Source organism: Hydrogenophaga sp. Root209, from assembly GCF_001428625.1.
Classification (GTDB): domain Bacteria; phylum Pseudomonadota; class Gammaproteobacteria; order Burkholderiales; family Burkholderiaceae_C; genus Hydrogenophaga.
This window is the reverse complement of record NZ_LMIE01000001.1, coordinates 198,409-213,072: the sequence shown is the minus strand read 5'-3', so window position 1 is coordinate 213,072 and position 14,664 is coordinate 198,409. Positions and strand designations below refer to the sequence as shown.

Annotated in this window: 12 protein-coding genes; 11 read left to right on the top strand and 1 reads right to left on the bottom strand. The window is 67.7% G+C overall.

Translation table 11 applies throughout. The features are described from left to right. The first annotated feature begins 13 nt into the window (after window positions 1–13). The 11 genes from ASE11_RS01055 (at window position 14) to ASE11_RS01005 (ending at window position 13,944) form a co-directional block, all read left to right on the top strand. Window positions 14–3,832, top strand: a complete 3,819-nt coding sequence (locus ASE11_RS01055; protein ID WP_056264557.1) for a nitrate reductase subunit alpha — start codon at window positions 14–16, stop codon at window positions 3,830–3,832. Between the two features lie 29 nt (window positions 3,833–3,861). Beyond that, the gene (narH, locus tag ASE11_RS01050; protein ID WP_056264555.1) at window positions 3,862–5,394 is read left to right on the top strand and encodes a nitrate reductase subunit beta; all 1,533 of its coding nucleotides are present in this window, start codon (window positions 3,862–3,864) and stop codon (window positions 5,392–5,394) included. Window positions 5,395–5,535: 141 nt separating this feature from the next. Then, window positions 5,536–6,249, top strand: coding sequence for a nitrate reductase molybdenum cofactor assembly chaperone (gene narJ, locus ASE11_RS01045; RefSeq protein WP_056264552.1), 714 nt, complete (start codon window positions 5,536–5,538; stop codon window positions 6,247–6,249). Then, a complete protein-coding gene (gene narI / locus ASE11_RS01040) occupies window positions 6,246–6,977 on the top strand; it encodes a respiratory nitrate reductase subunit gamma (RefSeq protein WP_056264549.1) in 732 nt (243 codons plus the stop codon). The genes narJ and narI overlap by 4 nt, the downstream gene beginning before the upstream one ends. Before the next feature lie 24 nt (window positions 6,978–7,001). Next, a complete protein-coding gene (locus ASE11_RS01035) occupies window positions 7,002–7,859 on the top strand; it encodes a peptidylprolyl isomerase (protein ID WP_056264546.1) in 858 nt (285 codons plus the stop codon). Further along, window positions 7,856–8,554, top strand: coding sequence for a carbonic anhydrase (locus tag ASE11_RS01030; protein ID WP_056264544.1), 699 nt, complete (start codon window positions 7,856–7,858; stop codon window positions 8,552–8,554). The genes ASE11_RS01035 and ASE11_RS01030 overlap by 4 nt, the downstream gene beginning before the upstream one ends. Next, on the top strand, window positions 8,532–9,773 hold the full coding sequence (locus tag ASE11_RS01025; RefSeq protein WP_056264541.1) for an NAD(P)H-dependent flavin oxidoreductase: 1,242 nt from the start codon (window positions 8,532–8,534) through the stop codon (window positions 9,771–9,773). The genes ASE11_RS01030 and ASE11_RS01025 overlap by 23 nt, the downstream gene beginning before the upstream one ends. A 105-nt stretch (window positions 9,774–9,878) precedes the next feature. Then, entirely contained in the window at window positions 9,879–12,293 is a 2,415-nt protein-coding gene (locus tag ASE11_RS01020; protein ID WP_056264538.1) for an adenosylcobalamin-dependent ribonucleoside-diphosphate reductase, read from the top strand. Then, window positions 12,290–12,949 (top strand): nitroreductase, encoded by a 660-nt coding sequence (locus ASE11_RS01015; RefSeq protein ID WP_056264535.1) that lies wholly within the window; start codon window positions 12,290–12,292, stop codon window positions 12,947–12,949. Before ASE11_RS01020 ends, ASE11_RS01015 begins: the two co-directional genes overlap by 4 nt. A 13-nt stretch (window positions 12,950–12,962) precedes the next feature. Next, window positions 12,963–13,367 carry a hypothetical protein gene (locus ASE11_RS01010; protein WP_056264533.1) on the top strand — a complete coding sequence of 135 codons (405 nt, stop codon included), beginning with the start codon at window positions 12,963–12,965 and terminating at the stop codon, window positions 13,365–13,367. Window position 13,368: 1 nt separating this feature from the next. Beyond that, window positions 13,369–13,944, top strand: a complete 576-nt coding sequence (locus ASE11_RS01005) for a hemerythrin domain-containing protein (RefSeq protein WP_056264530.1) — start codon at window positions 13,369–13,371, stop codon at window positions 13,942–13,944. Between the two features lie 13 nt (window positions 13,945–13,957). Here the strand turns inward: ASE11_RS01005 and ASE11_RS01000 are convergent, their stop codons facing one another. Continuing rightward, window positions 13,958–14,659: a fumarylacetoacetate hydrolase family protein gene (locus ASE11_RS01000; protein ID WP_056264526.1), complete on the bottom strand. Its 702-nt coding sequence runs from the start codon at window positions 14,657–14,659 to the stop codon at window positions 13,958–13,960. Window positions 14,660–14,664: the final 5 nt, after the last annotated feature.

Below are 14,664 nucleotides of genomic sequence, written 5' to 3'. Positions count from 1 at the left end.
CACGGAGCAAGCCATGAGCCATTTCCTCGACCGCCTTTCCCACTTCTCGCTGCCGCGCGAAAACTTCTCGGGCAACCACGGCCAGACCACCGGTGAAGACCGCACCTGGGAAGACGCCTACCGCAACCGCTGGGCGCACGACAAGATCGTGCGCAGCACGCACGGCGTGAACTGCACCGGTTCGTGCTCGTGGAAGATCTACGTCAAGGGCGGCATCGTCACCTGGGAAACCCAGCAGACCGACTACCCGCGCACGCGCTGGGACATGCCCAACCACGAGCCACGCGGCTGCGCGCGCGGCGCTTCCTACAGCTGGTACCTCTACAGCGCCAACCGCGTGAAGTACCCCATGGTGCGCGGTCGACTGCTGGAGCGCTGGCGCGCCGCGCTGAACGTGGCCAAGACCCCGGTCGACGCCTGGGCCTCCATCGTCGAGAACCCCGAAGCCCGGCGCGACTACCAGCAGGTGCGCGGCATGGGCGGTTTCGTGCGCAGCAGCTGGGACGAGGTCAACCAGCTGATCGCCGCGGCCAACGTCTACACCATCAAACAGCACGGACCCGACCGCATCATCGGCTTCAGCCCGATCCCGGCCATGAGCATGGTGAGCTACGCCGCCGGCTCGCGTTACCTCTCGCTCATCGGCGGCGTGTGCATGAGCTTCTACGACTGGTACTGCGACCTGCCGCCGGCCAGCCCGCAGGTCTGGGGCGAGCAGACCGACGTGCCCGAATCGGCCGACTGGTACAACAGCTCGTTCATCATCGCCTGGGGTTCCAACGTGCCCCAGACGCGCACGCCCGACGCCCACTTCTTCACCGAGGTGCGCTACAAGGGCGCCAAGACGGTGGCCGTCACGCCCGATTACTCCGAGGTGGCCAAGCTCTCCGACCTCTGGCTGCACCCCAAGCAGGGCACGGACGCCGCGCTCGCCATGGCCATGGGCCACGTGGTGCTCAAGAACTTCTATTTCCCCGAAGGCGGCAAGCCACGCAGCAGCTACTTCGACGACTACGCGCGCCGCTACACCGACCTGCCGCTGCTGGTGATGCTGAAGGAACACGTTCTCGCCGACGGCAGCAAGACCCTGGTGCCCGACCGCTACCTGCGCGCCAGCGACTTCAACGGCCAGCTCGGCCAGAAGAACAACCCCGAGTGGAAGACCGTGGCCTTCGACACCGGCGGCAAGGCCGTGCTGCCCAACGGCTCGATCGGCTTCCGCTGGGGCGAGGCCGGTCGCGCCGACGAAGGCAAGTGGAACCTGGAAGCCAAGGAGGCCCGCAGCGACACCGAGGTGAAGCTCAAGCTCTCGGTGATCGAGGACGGCGAGCAAGACACCCAGGTGGTGGACGTGGCCTTCCCCTACTTCGGTGGCAACGCCGCGCCGCACTTCACCGCCAACGCGCAGAACGGCGCCATCAACCACGCCCGCGTGCCGGCCGTGCGCCTGCGCCTGGGCAAGGCCGGCGAAGAGCGCCATGCGATGGTGGCCACCGTGTTCGACCTGCAGGTCGCGCAGTACGGCATCGACCGTGGTCTGGGCAGTGGCGCGAAGGACTTCGACGACAACGCCGCCTACACCCCAGCCTGGCAGGAGAGCATCACCGGCGTGCCGCGCGATCAGGTCATCACCGTGGCGCAACAGTTCGCCGACAACGCCGACAAGACACACGGCAAATCGATGGTGATCATCGGCGCGGCCATGAACCACTGGTACCACGCCGACATGAACTACCGCGGCGTGATCAACCTGCTGATGATGTGCGGCTGCATCGGCCAGAGCGGTGGCGGCTGGGCGCATTACGTGGGCCAGGAGAAGCTGCGCCCGCAGACCGGCTGGACCGCGCTGGCCTTCGCGCTGGACTGGATCCGCCCGCCGCGCCAGATGAACAGCACCAGCTTCTTCTACGCGCACACCGACCAGTGGCGCTACGAGAAGCTCGGCATGGAAGAGATCGTGAGCCCGCTGGCCGACAAGGCCGCGTTTGGCGGCAGCATGATCGACTTCAACGTGCGCGCCGAGCGCATGGGCTGGCTGCCCAGTGCACCCCAGCTCAAGACCAACCCGCTGCAGGTGGTGAAGGACGCCACCGCCGCCGGGCTCGACGCCAAGGACTACGTGGTGCGCGCGCTCAAGGACGGCACGCTGGCCATGAGCTGTGAAGACCCGGACGCGCCGCAGAACTGGCCGCGCAACATGTTCGTCTGGCGCAGCAACCTGCTGGGCTCCAGCGGCAAGGGCCACGAGTATTTCTGCAAGCACCTGCTGGGCACCGAAAACGGCGTGCAGGGCAAGGACCTGGGCCGCGACGAAGCCAAACCCGAAGAGGTGGTGTGGCACGAGCACGCGCCCCAAGGCAAGCTCGATCTGCTGGTCACGCTGGACTTCCGCATGAGCACCACCTGCCTGTACTCGGACATCGTGTTGCCCACCGCGAGCTGGTACGAGAAGAACGACCTCAACACCAGCGACATGCACCCCTTCATCCACCCGCTGTCGGCGGCGGTGGACCCGGTGTGGCAGAGCCGCAGTGACTGGGAGATCTACAAGGGTTTTGCGCAGGCCTTCAGCGAGGTCTGCGTGGGCCATCTGGGCGTGGAGAAAGAGGTGGTGCTCACGCCCATCATGCACGACACCCCCGGCGAACTCGCGCAACCGTTTGATGTCAAGGAATGGCGCAAGGGCCACTGCGAACTCATCCCCGGCAAGACCGCGCCGCAGATCACCGTGGTGGAACGCGACTACCCCAACACCTTCAAGCGCTTCACGGCGCTGGGCCCCTTGCTGGACAAGCTGGGCAACGGCGGCAAGGGCATCGGCTGGAAGACCGGCACCGAGGTGGAACAGCTCGGCCAGCTCAACGGCACCACGCTCGACGAGGGCGTGACCAAGGGCATGCCGAAGATCGTGACCGACATCGACGCCTGCGAAGTCATCCTGCACCTGGCGCCCGAGACCAACGGCCACGTGGCGGTGAAGGCCTGGGAGGCGCTGGGCAAGCAGACGGGGCTCGACCACACGCACCTGGCGATCCACCGAGAGGACGAGAAGATCCGCTTCCGTGACATCCAGGCCCAGCCGCGCAAGATCATCAGCAGCCCGACCTGGAGCGGCATCGAGAGCGAAACGGTGAGCTACAACGCCGGCTACACCAACGTGCACGAACTCATCCCATGGCGCACCCTCACCGGGCGCCAGCAGTTCTACCAGGACCACCCCTGGATGATTGCCTTCGGCGAAGGCCTGGGCAGCTACCGCCCGCCGGTGGACCTGAAGGCCACCTCGGGTGTGCACAACATCAAGTCCAACGGCAACGCGGAGATCGTGCTGAACTTCATCACACCGCACCAGAAGTGGGGCATCCACTCGACCTACAGCGACAACCTGATGATGCTCACCCTCAACCGGGGCGGCACCGTGGTCTGGCTGAGCGAGGACGACGCGAAGAGCGCCGGCATCGAGGACAACGACTGGGTCGAGCTGTTCAACATCAACGGCGCGGTGGCCGCGCGCGCGGTGGTCAGCCAGCGCGTGAACCCGGGCATGGTGATGATGTACCACTCGCAGGAAAAGATCATCAACACCCCGGGCTCGGAGATCACCGGCGTGCGCGGTGGCATCCACAACTCGGTCACGCGCATCGTGCTCAAGCCGACCCACATGATCGGCGGCTACGCGCAGCTCAGCTACGGCTTCAACTACTACGGAACGATCGGCACCAACCGCGACGAGTTCGTCGTGGTGCGCAAGATGGACAAGGTGGACTGGCTCGACACACCGGCCGACGACCACCTGATCCGTGCCTACCAGTCCCAGGGCGAGAACCCCTGAACACCCGCCGAACCGAAGGAGCCTGAATCATGAAAATACGCGCGCAAATCGGCATGGTGCTCAACCTGGACAAGTGCATCGGTTGCCACACCTGTTCGGTCACCTGCAAGAACGTCTGGACCAACCGCCCCGGGGTGGAATACGCCTGGTTCAACAACGTCGAGACCAAGCCCGGCATCGGCTACCCCAAGGAGTGGGAGAACCAGGAAAAGTGGCAGGGCGGCTGGACGCGCCGCGCCGACGGCTCCATCGTTCCCAAGCAAGGGGGCAAGTGGCAGCTGCTGATGAAGATCTTCGCCAATCCACACCTGCCGGAGATCGACGACTACTACGAACCCTTCACCTTCGACTACGACCACCTGCAGTCGGCGCCCGAGATGAAGCACACGCCCACGGCGCGCCCGCGCAGCCTGATCACCGGCAAGCGCATGGAGAAGATCGAGTGGGGCCCGAACTGGGAAGAGATCCTGGGCGGCGAGTTTTCAAAACGCAGCAAGGATGCCAACTTCAACGGCTTCGAGGCCGCGCAGAAGGCCATGGTGGGGGAGTTCGAGAACACCTTCATGATGTACCTGCCGCGCCTGTGCGAGCACTGCCTCAACCCGGCCTGCGTGGCCTCGTGCCCCTCGGGCTCGATCTACAAGCGCGAGGAAGACGGCATCGTGCTGATCGACCAGGACAAGTGCCGCGGCTGGCGCATGTGCGTGAGCGGCTGCCCCTACAAGAAGATCTACTACAACTGGAAGAGCGGCAAGGCCGAGAAGTGCATCTTCTGCTACCCGCGCATCGAGGCCGGCCAGCCCACCGTGTGCAGCGAGACCTGCGTGGGCCGCATCCGTTACCTGGGCGTGCTGCTGTACGACGCCGACCGCATCCAGGAAGCCGCCAGCGTGCCCAACGAGATGGACCTCTACAAGGCGCAGATCGACCTTTTCCTGGACCCACACGACCCGGCGGTGATCGCGCAGGCGCGCGCCGACGGCATCCCCGACAACTGGCTGGAGGCCGCGCGCCACAGCCCGGTCTACAAGATGGCGGTGGACTGGAAAGTGGCGCTGCCGCTGCACCCCGAGTACCGCACGCTGCCCATGGTCTGGTACGTGCCGCCGCTCTCGCCCATCACCGCCGCGGCCAACGCCGGGCACCTGGGCGACAACGGCGAGATCCCGGACGTGAGCCAGCTGCGCATCCCGGTGAAGTACCTCGCCAACCTGCTGACCGCCGGCGACACGATCCCCGTGGTGCGCGCGCTCGAACGCATGCTGGCCATGCGCAGCTACCAGCGCGCCAAGCACGTGGACGGCGTGATCAACCAGGACGTGCTCGATCAGGTGCAACTGAGCGTGCGCGAGGTCGAGGACATGTACCAGACCATGGCGATCGCCAACTACGAGGACCGTTTCGTGATTCCCACCACCCACCGTGAATACGCCGAGAACACCTTCAACATCAAGGGCGGCTGCGGCTTCAGTTTCGGCAACGGTTGCTCGGAAGGGCAGACGGAAACGAGCCTGTTCGGCAGCGAGAAAAAACGAACGATTCCGATCAAGGCGGGGGTCTAGAAATGAAACACCCCTGCAGCGCTTCGCGCTACCCCCTCAAGGGGGCGATACCTGTCGTCCGGCAAAGCCGGCTCGACGGTATCTCCCGGCTGGACCTTCTCATTCGTCGCGGGTTGCTCTTCGGCGCGATGGAGCACTGACATGGCATTTTTCTCTTCCCCCCAAAAGCCCGCCGTGCACACGCTGCGCGTGCTCGCCCACCTGCTGCGTTACCCCACCCCCGAGCTGCGCGAGCACGCCGGTGAACTGCGCGACGCGCTGCGCGCCGAGGCCGCCTTGCCGCCCACGCGGCTGGTTGAGCTTGACGCGTTGCTGGTGCACCTGAGCCAGCAGCCGGCACTCGACGTCGAGGCCGACTATGTCGAGCTGTTCGACCGCGGGCGCAGCACCGCGCTGCACCTGTTCGAGCACGTGCTGGGCGACTCGCGCGACCGTGGCCCGGCCATGATCGACCTGATCCAGACCTACGAAAAGGCCGGCCTTTTCTTCGGCCCGGCCGAGCTGCCCGACCACCTCAGCGTGCTGCTCGAATTCGCTTCCACCCAGCCCGCTGCGGTGGCGCGCGAATTCCTCGGCGAGAGCGCGCACATCGTGCGGGTGATCTTCAGCGCGCTGCAGAAGCGCGAGAGCCCGTACGCCAGCGTGCTGGCCGCGGTGCTCGAGATCGCCGGTGAGAAAGCCGAGCCGGTGCCGGTGGCCGCCGACCCCGGCATCGACGAGAGCTGGGCCGAACCCGAAGTCTTTGGTGGCTGCTCCACCGAAGGCCAGGCCCGGCCCGGCCAGCCGCAACCCATCCGCATCGTGAAGGCGGCCACCGGCCGCCACCCATCCCCCCCACCAGGAGCACAGGCATGACCTCACTGCACCACTTCCTCTTCGGCGTCTATCCCTACATCTGCCTGGCGGTCTTCCTCATGGGCAGCCTGGCCCGCTTCGACCGTGACCAGTACACCTGGAAAAGCGATTCCTCGCAGCTGCTGCGCAAGGGCCAGCTGCGCTGGGGCAGCAACCTGTTCCACATCGGCATCCTGTTCCTGTTCTTCGGCCACGCCGTGGGCCTGCTCACGCCGCATTTCTTCTACGAAGGCTTCCTGGACGCCGCGGTCAAGCAACGCCTTGCCATCTACGCGGGCGGCACCGCCGGCGTGATCTGTTTCGTGGGCCTGTCCATGCTGCTGCACCGGCGCATCTTCGACCCGCGCATCCGCCTCACCAGCCACCGCACCGACATCGCCATCCTGGTCATCCTGTGGGTGCAGCTCACGCTGGGCCTGATCACGCTGCCGTACTCGTATTCGCACGCCGACGGCAGCGCCATGCTGGTGCTGGCCGAGTGGGCGCAGCGCATCGTCACCTTCCGCCCCGATGCCTCGGCCCTGGTCAACATGGACTGGCCCTACAAGGTGCACCTGGTGCTGGGCATGACGATCTTCCTGCTGTTCCCGTTCTCCCGGCTGGTGCATGTGTGGAGTGGCTTTGCCAGCGTGGCCTACCTCGTGCGGCCTTACCAGGTGGTGCGCAGCCGCCGCCTGGGCGTGCCGGCCAACCCGACCAATCCGACCCACCCGACCCAGCCCCGCTGATCCACCCCACCGATGGGAGCCCCCATGAGCCAAGACCTTTCCACATCGCCCTCCACCGGTTGCGGCAGCAGCGCCTGCGCGTGCAAAGGCCCTGCGGCCGCTGCGCTCCCGGTCAACATCGCCAGTGTCAATGGCATCCACCTGCACGAAGCTGGCGAGGTGCTGGACGCTCAGACCCTGCGCGAGCGCGCCTGCACCGAGCTGCTGCGCCAGCAGGCGGTGCACGCCGGCCTGCTGCCGCGTTTCACCGGCCTGACCGCGCCCGAGCCCGACGACGCCACGCGCCGCGCGATCGAGGCCCTGCTCGAAGCCGAGGTGCACTCGCCCGAGCCGGGCGCCGAGGAATGCCGGCGCCACTACGAGGCCCACAAGCCGCGCTTCGTGGTTGGCCAGGCGCTGCACGTGCGGCACATCCTGTTCGCGGTCACGCCGGGCGTGCCGGTGAACGCACTGGCCCAGCGCGCCGAAGCCGCGCTGCTGGAGCTCTCGCGCCAGGGCGTGTCCGCTGATCGTTTTGCGCAGCTTGCGGCCGAGCTCTCCAACTGCCCATCGAGCGCCCAGGGCGGGGACCTCGGCTGGATCACGCCGCAGGACTGCGCGCCCGAACTGGCCAAGGCGCTGTTCCTGCAGAACGACGCCATCCAGGCCGTGGGCCTGCACCCGCGCCTGGTGCACAGCCGTTTCGGTCTGCACATCGTCGAGGTGCTGGAGCGCCAGGCTGGGCGCCTGCCCGAGTTCACCGAGCTGCAGGCGCAGATCGGCGCGCGGCTGGCCCTGCAGTCGCAGGCCACGGCGCTTCGCCAGTACATGCAGCTGCTGGTGGGACAGGCACAACTTGAGGGCGTCGAATTGGAGGGGGCAGACACCCCGCTGGTGCAATGAACGAACCGGCCGCAGGCGCATCAGCGGACGAGTTGCTGTTGCGCCTGCGGCATTTCCGCTCCGACTACTTCCCGCGCCACCAGCAGCGCTTTCAGGACCTGGTGGCCGAGGGCCAGCACCCCAAGACGCTGTTCATCGGCTGCTCCGACTCGCGCCTCGTGCCCTACCTGCTCACCGGCGCCGGTCCGGGTGAGCTCTTCATCGTGCGCAATGTTGGAGCATTGATACCTCCCTACGATCAATCGCACGGCCTGCATGGAACGATGGCCGCGATCGAGTTCGCCGTGCTCAGCCTGCACGTGGAGCGCATCGTGGTCTGCGGCCACAGCCACTGCGGCGCGATCCGCACCGCCTACGAAGGCGCGCCCGCCGAGGCGGTGGCGCTCACCGCGTGGCTCAAGCTGGTGGACGAGGCCCTGCTGCCGGTGCAACCCTGCGCCGAATCCATGCGCCGCACCGAACAGCGCGCGGTGGTGCTGCAACTCGAACGCCTCATGGGTTACCCCATGGTGCGGCGCGAGGTCGAGGCCGGCCGGCTCACGTTGCATGGCTGGCACTACGTGATCGAAGAAGGAGAAGTGCATGTGTTTGATGCACAACAAGGTGACTTCATCGCGGCTTCGTTAGCCTCCAACAGCGGCACCGGGCCGTACCAACCTTATGTGGAACACGATGGACAAGTCATCAGTTACTGAAGACGCCGTGGCACTGGCGGCCGAACTCCAGACCTTGGCCCGCGATGGCGGCCTGCGCACCTGGCGCCTGCGCGGGCGCGAGTTGCTGCCCGTGGTGCAGGGCGGCATGGGCGTGGGGGTGTCGGCGGCCTCGCTGGCGGGCACCGTGGCCGGCCTCGGTGGCCTGGGCACGATCTCCGCGGTCGATCTGCGCCGCCGCCACCCCGACCTGATGGCCGCCACCGCCCACCTGGACAAGGAGCCCGACGCACGTTCGCGCATCGACACCGCCAACCTGGTCGCGCTGGACCGCGAGATCCGTGGCGCCAAGGCCATCGCGCAGGGCCGCGGCCTGGTCGCGGTCAACGTGATGAAGGCGCTCAGCGCATACGAACAGTACGTGCGGCTGGCGCTGGAAAGCGGCGCCGACGCGGTGGTGGTGGGCGCGGGCCTGCCGCTGGACCTGCCCGAACTGGCGCGCGACCACCCCGACACCGCGCTCATCCCCATCCTGTCGGACGCGCGCGGCGTGCAGCTGCTGGTGCGCAAGTGGGAGAAAAAAGGCCGCCTGCCCGACGCCATCGTGATCGAGAACCCCCGGCTGGCCGGTGGCCACCTCGGCGCGGCGAAGGTGGCCGATCTGCAGGACACCCGGTTCGATTTCGAGGTCGTGATCCCGCAGGTGCTCGAGTTCTTCAAGACCGCCGGCATCGAGCGCGAGATCCCGCTCATCGCGGCCGGCGGGATCGGCTGCCGCGACGACATCCTGCGCCTGCAGGCCCTGGGCGCCAGCGCGGCGCAGCTCGGCACGGCGTTCGCCGTCACGCAAGAATGCGACGCCGACCCCGCCTTCAAGCGCGTGCTGGCCGAGGCCCGACCCGAGGACCTGGTGGAGTTCATCAGCGTGGCCGGCCTGCCCGCGCGCGCCGTGCGCACGCCCTGGCTGGAGAAATACCTGCGCCTGGAGCCGCGACTGAAGGCGGTTGCGCATGTGAAGAAAAAGTGCAACATGGCGTTTGACTGCCTGGCCCATTGCGGATTGCGAGACGGCAAGGGCGAGATGGGGCAGTTCTGCATCGACCAGCAACTCGGTCACGCGCTCGACGGCGACGCGCAGAAGGGCCTGTTTTTCCGGGGTGCGGGTGTGCTGCCGTTCGGCCAGCAGATCCGCCCGGTCAAAGACCTCATGCTGTGGCTGCTGGGAGGACCCCCCGCGTCGCCTTCGGCGCCACCCCCCTGAAGGGGGGCGACACCTGAGGCCCGGCAAAGCCGGCTCCTCGGTGTCTCTGGAACAAGGCACGCCGCTCGGTGCGGTGTGGCAACTGATTGAAAAGAAAGTCTGAACATGAAACGCGACGCTCTGAAATCGGCCAGCACCACCATCGGCCAGCAACCCATCACGCTGGACGTGTTGAAGGAGAAGTACCTCAAGGACGGCGAGACCAGCGAGCAGGACATCTACCGCCGCGTGGCGCGCGCCCTGGCTTCGGTGGAGCCCGAGGCCGACCGCGCGCTGTGGGAACAGCGCTTCTTCGACAACCTGCAGGCCGGCGCCATCGGGGCTGGCCGCATCATGAGCGCGGCTGGCACGGCGATCCAGGCCACGCTGATCAACTGCTTCGTGCAGCCGGTGGGCGACTGCATCCAGGGCGTGGACGACGGCGGTTACCCCGGCATCTACGAAGCACTGCGCGAAGCCGCCGAAACCATGCGCCGTGGCGGCGGCGTGGGCTACGACTTCTCGCGCATCCGCCCGCGCGGCGCCGAGGTCAAGGCCATGGCCTCGCTGGCCTCGGGTCCGTGCAGCTACATGAACGTGTTCGACCAGTCCTGCGCCACGGTGGAGAGCGCGGGCGCGCGGCGCGGCGCGCAGATGGGCGTGCTGCGCATCGACCACCCCGACGTGATCGAGTTCATCACCGCCAAGCGCACACCCGGCCGCTGGAACAACTTCAACGTGTCGGTGGGCGTGAGCGACGCCTTCATGCGCGCGCTGGCCGACGACCAGCCCTGGGAGCTGGTGCACCGCGCGCGCCCTGGCGCGGCGCTGCTGGCACAGGGCGCCCACCAGCGCACCGACGGCCTGTGGGTCTACCGCAGCATGTCCGCGCGCGAGCTGTGGGACACGGTGATGCGCTCGACCTACGACTTCGCCGAACCCGGCATCCTGTTTCTCGACCACATCCAGCGCGACAACAACCTGCGCTACTGCGAGACCATCGAGGCGACGAACCCTTGCGGCGAGCAGCCACTTCCGCCCTACGGCTGCTGCGACCTCGGGCCGGTGATCCTGCCGCGTTTCGTGCGCCACCCCTTCGGCTTCGGCGGCTTGCCCAGCTTCGACTTCGAAGCCTTCGAGCAGGCGGTGGCGCTGCAGGTGCGCGCGCTCGACAACGTGCTGGACCTGACCTTCTGGCCACTGCCGCAGCAGCGCGAAGAGTCGGCGGCCAAGCGGCGCATTGGCGTGGGTTTCACCGGCATGGGCAATGCGCTGGCCATGCTGTGCGTGCGCTACGACCGCGCCGAAGGCCGCGCCCTGGCGGCGCAGATCGCCGAGCGCATGCGCGACGCGGCCTACACGGCCTCGGTGGCGCTGGCGCAGGAGAAGGGCGCGTTCCCCAGATTCGACGCCGATGGCTACCTGGCCGAGGGCACTTTCGCCAGCCGCCTGCCCGAGGCGCTGCGCACGGCGATCCGCACGCACGGCATCCGCAACAGCCACCTGCTCTCCATCGCGCCCACCGGCACGGTCAGCCTGGCCTTTGCCGACAACGCGTCCAACGGCATCGAGCCGCCGTTTTCCTGGATGTACCGGCGCAAGAAGCGCGAGGCCGACGGCACGACCACCGACTACGCGGTTGAAGACCACGCCTGGCGGCTTTACCGCGAGCTCGGTGGCGACATGGCGCAGCTGCCCGAATTCTTCGTGAGCGCACTGTCCATGCCGGCGGCCGACCACCTGGCCATGATGGAGGCGGTGCAGCCCTTCGTGGACACGGCGATATCCAAGACGGTGAACGTGCCGGCCGACTACCCGTACGACGATTTCAAGGACCTCTACCGCCAGGCCTGGCGTGCACAGCTCAAGGGGCTGGCGACCTACCGGCCCAACGCCATCCTGGGCTCGGTGCTCGACACCGGCCCCACGCCCGAGACAACAGCGAGCGTGGCCACCGTGGACCCGATGCGAAGCGTGATCGAGAGCAGGCCACCGGGCGCGCTGTCGGCGGTGGCCGACAAGATCGAGTACTGGACGCAGGAAGGCCACCAGACCCTGTACCTGCTGGTGTCCTTCCTGCCGGTGCCGAGTGCCGACGGTTCGGGCACGGTCGAGCGCGCGATCGAGTTCTTCATGCCGGTGGGGCAGAGCGGCGAGTCGCAGCAGTGGGTGTCGTCCAGCATGCGGTTGCTCTCGCTGGCCGCGCGCGGCGGCTTCCTCGAACGCGCCCTGCGCGACATGCGCAAGGTGGCCTGGGACCGCGGACCGGTGCGCATGGGCACGCACCAGAAAGCCGATGGCACGCACGTGCCGATGTGGCACGACTCGGTGGTCGCGGCCATCGCCTACGCGGTGCAGACCCTGATCGCGCAGCGCGCCGGCGTCACGCCCGCGGGCCTGCCCCCGCCGCCGGTGGTGGTGGCGGCCACGCCGGGCCTCATGCCGGGCAAGAAGTGCGGCGAGTGCGGCGCGCACGCGGTGATCCGCAAGGACGGCTGCGACTACTGCACGCAATGCGGCCATCTCGGGGTGTGCGGATGACCACGGTGCTGCGCAACAGGCCAACGCAGGCGACGTTCGATGTCGATGGGGTCGAGCGTGAATGCGCCCGCACGGCGGCCGACCTGATCCACGCGCGCCAGACCGTGTTGCCCAAACGCCTGCTGGCGCCGGGACCGGATGCCGACCAGCTGCAGACCTTGCTGGGGGCCGCCGCCGCCGCGCCCGACCACGGTCAGTTGCTGCCCTGGCGTTTCGTGATCGTGCCGCGGAGCGAACGCGGCTCGCTGGCCGAGGTGTTCGCGCAGGCCCTGTGCGAGCGCGATGCCAGCGCCACGCCCGAGCAGCTGGACCAGGCGCGCGAGAAGGCGCACCGCGCGCCCTTCCTGCTGCTGGTGGTGGTCGACGGGCAGCGCGGCGACCCGGCGGTGGACCTGTCCGAGCGCATCCTCTCGGCCGGGTGCGCGGTGCAGAACATGCTGCTCATGGCCACCGCCATGGGCTTTGGCTCGGCGCTCACCAGCGGCAAGGCGCTGGGCGCCACCGCCTTGCGCCAGCGCTTCGGCCTGAGCGCGGGCGAACATGCCCTGTGTTTTATGAGCGTGGGCACGGTGGCGGCGCGCCGGCCCGCGCGCGCGCGCCCGACCGTGGCCGACTACTGCAGCACGCTGGGCCCCGCGCCAGTGAACGCCAACTGAATCTGGAGAACCCATGAACATTCAAACCTTCGACGACCTGCTGAGCGCCGCGCGCCTGCAACCCCTGCCCCAGCGCCTGCTGTTCGTATTTGCCGGCGTGGAGCTGCCAGACGACGCCACCGAGGCCCAGCGGCTCGAATTCGAACGCGGCGAGGGCGGCGCGCTGGTGCCGCAGATGTGCGTGGACAAGGGGCTGGACGAACTCCACTCGTTTGATCAACTGGTGCAAGAGGCCGAGGCCTTTGGTCAGCCCTGGGGCATGGTGTTTGCTGCTGCGTTGGCGGGCACGCCGGGCCGACAGCCCGAGAGCGCCGAGGCCGAACAGCCGCTGCAGGACATGGTGGAGGCGATCCGCCAGGGCCAGCTGCAGGCCTTCATCCCGTTCGACCCCCAAGGGCAGGCCGTGGCCCTGGGTTGAAATGGCCACGTCGATCCCCCTCACGTCCATCACCCTGCCCGGACACCGCGCGCCCGCCGCCGGTTTTGAGGCGCCCTTCGACATGCTGGGCGCCTGCCACGAGCGCGTCGAGCGCATGCTGAGCCTGTTGACCAAGCTGCAGCGACACGTGCTGCTGCGCGGTTGGGACGAGAGCGTGGCCAGCGCCGCGCTGGACGTGATGCGCTATTTCGATCTGGCCGCCCCGCTGCACCACGAAGACGAGGAGCGCCATGTGTTCCCGCCTCTGCTGGCCGGCGATGACGCGGCGCTGCGCCAGGTGGTGCAAGGCCTGCAGCAGGACCACCGCGACATGGAGGCGGCCTGGGTGACGGTGCGTGCAGCGCTGGCGTCTGTGGCGCAGGCGCCACCCCCGGGGTGGGCCCACTTCAGCCCGCAGGAAGAGGCCGCGCTCATCGGCTTCGCCCGGCTGTACGACCACCACCTGCGTGAGGAGGAAGGACTGGTGTACCCGGTCGCACAGGCCCAGTTGTCTGCCGATGCCATGCAATCGATGAGCGCCGACATGATGCGCCGCCGCGGGCTGGAGCCCGCCTGAACGTCGGGCCTTGTCAGGTCTTCGGTCCGACCGTCAGCAAGACTTCTCCCACGCCTTCCACCGAGCCCGTGATGCGGTCGCCCGGCAGCACCGCGCCCACGCCTTCGGGCGTGCCGGTGTAGATCAGGTCGCCAGGTTGCAGGTGGTAGAAGAGCGAGAGGTCGGCAATGATTTCGCGGATGTTCCAGATCAGCTTGTTCACGTCGGACTTCTGCTTCACCGCACCGTTGACCGACAGCTCGATCGCGCCGTGCTCGATCACCACACCCGGCATGGGCACGATCTCGCTGCACACCGACGAATCCTCAACGTCCTTGCCCAGGTCCCAGGGGCGGCCCTTGTCGCGCGCCACCAGCTGCAGGTCGCGCCGCGTCATGTCCAGGCCGGCCGCATAGCCGTAAATGATTTCGTGGGCGTCTTCGGCCTTCACGCGGAAGCCGGGTTTGCCGATCGCCAGCACGAGCTCCATCTCGAAGTGGTAGTTGGCCGTCTCGCTCGGGTAGGGCGTGGTCGCACCTGAAAGCGCCAGCGTCTGCGGCGCCTTGGTGAAGTAGAACGGCCGCTCGACCGACTTGTCCACCGGCTTGCCCATTTCCACCGCGTGCGCGTGGTAGTTGCGGCCGACGAAGAACAGGCGGTTGACGGGGAAGAGTTCGGTCTTGCCGCGCACGGGCACGGACGCGACGGGGGGTGGGGGGAAGAGGTAGGTGGTCATGGCGG